Consider the following 809-nt stretch of genomic DNA (forward strand, 5'->3'; position numbering starts at 1 on the left):
TTTATCCGAAATTCGCATCAACAACAACATCTTGGATTTAAAAGGCTTAGCGAAAGCTCCGAGTTCAGTGCCGAGTTGGGTAAGTCAGTTCAAGAATGAGATCAGTCTTGTTGGGCGAACATTTGACGACGTGAAAATCGGTCGCAATGAGAAAGACATAGTGACGTTTGAGTTGAAAACGCGCGAGGATAAAGAGAAATGAACGAATTCTGGAGCTCATTAGAAGAGCGCTTTGGAGACATGAGCGCGCGCGAGAAAATGCTGGTGGCGCTGTGTGGCTTCGTGACCGTAGTTATGTTGCTGTTTACGTTGGTGCTAGAACCTAAGCTCAATCAGATCTCAAACAATGAAAGACAGCTGAGTAACTTAAAGCAGTCAAACCAAAAAACAGAAATTGATATTTTACGTGTTAAGGCTCAATTGAAGAAAGATCCAAACGCAGATATTGATTTGGAAATTTCCAACCTGTTGACGGAAAGTCAGCATCTTTCGATGCAGTTGTCACAAATTATTGAACACTTGGTAACGCCTTCACAAATGGCGGGCGTATTAGAGAGCGTATTAGAGCAGCAAAGTGGCATTCACTTGGTGTCATTGCAGACTCTGCCATCTGAGCCGATCACAGAAGATAAAGAAGCATCACAATACTCTGGCTACTACGTACACCCAGTACGCATGGAGCTAACTGGTGACTACTTTTCTATCGCCAACTACTTAAACAAGTTAGAGAGCTTACCTGCCAGCTATTTTTGGCGTAGCTTCAGTTACAAAGTAGAAGAATATCCAAAAGCGAAGTTAGTGCTTGAAGT

Annotated in this window: 1 protein-coding gene and 1 pseudogene; both read left to right on the forward strand. The window is 42.8% G+C overall.

The annotated features are described in order from the left end of the window. Positions 1-202, forward strand: a pseudogene (locus R7Q48_RS26310) (MSHA biogenesis protein MshI); the annotation flags it as partial. Then, positions 199-809: type II secretion system protein GspM (gene gspM, locus R7Q48_RS26315; protein ID WP_318133138.1), on the forward strand; the 611-nt coding region annotated here is incomplete at its 3' end. The pseudogene R7Q48_RS26310 and the gene gspM, both read left to right, overlap by 4 nt.

Source organism: Vibrio sp. 378, from assembly GCF_033339435.1.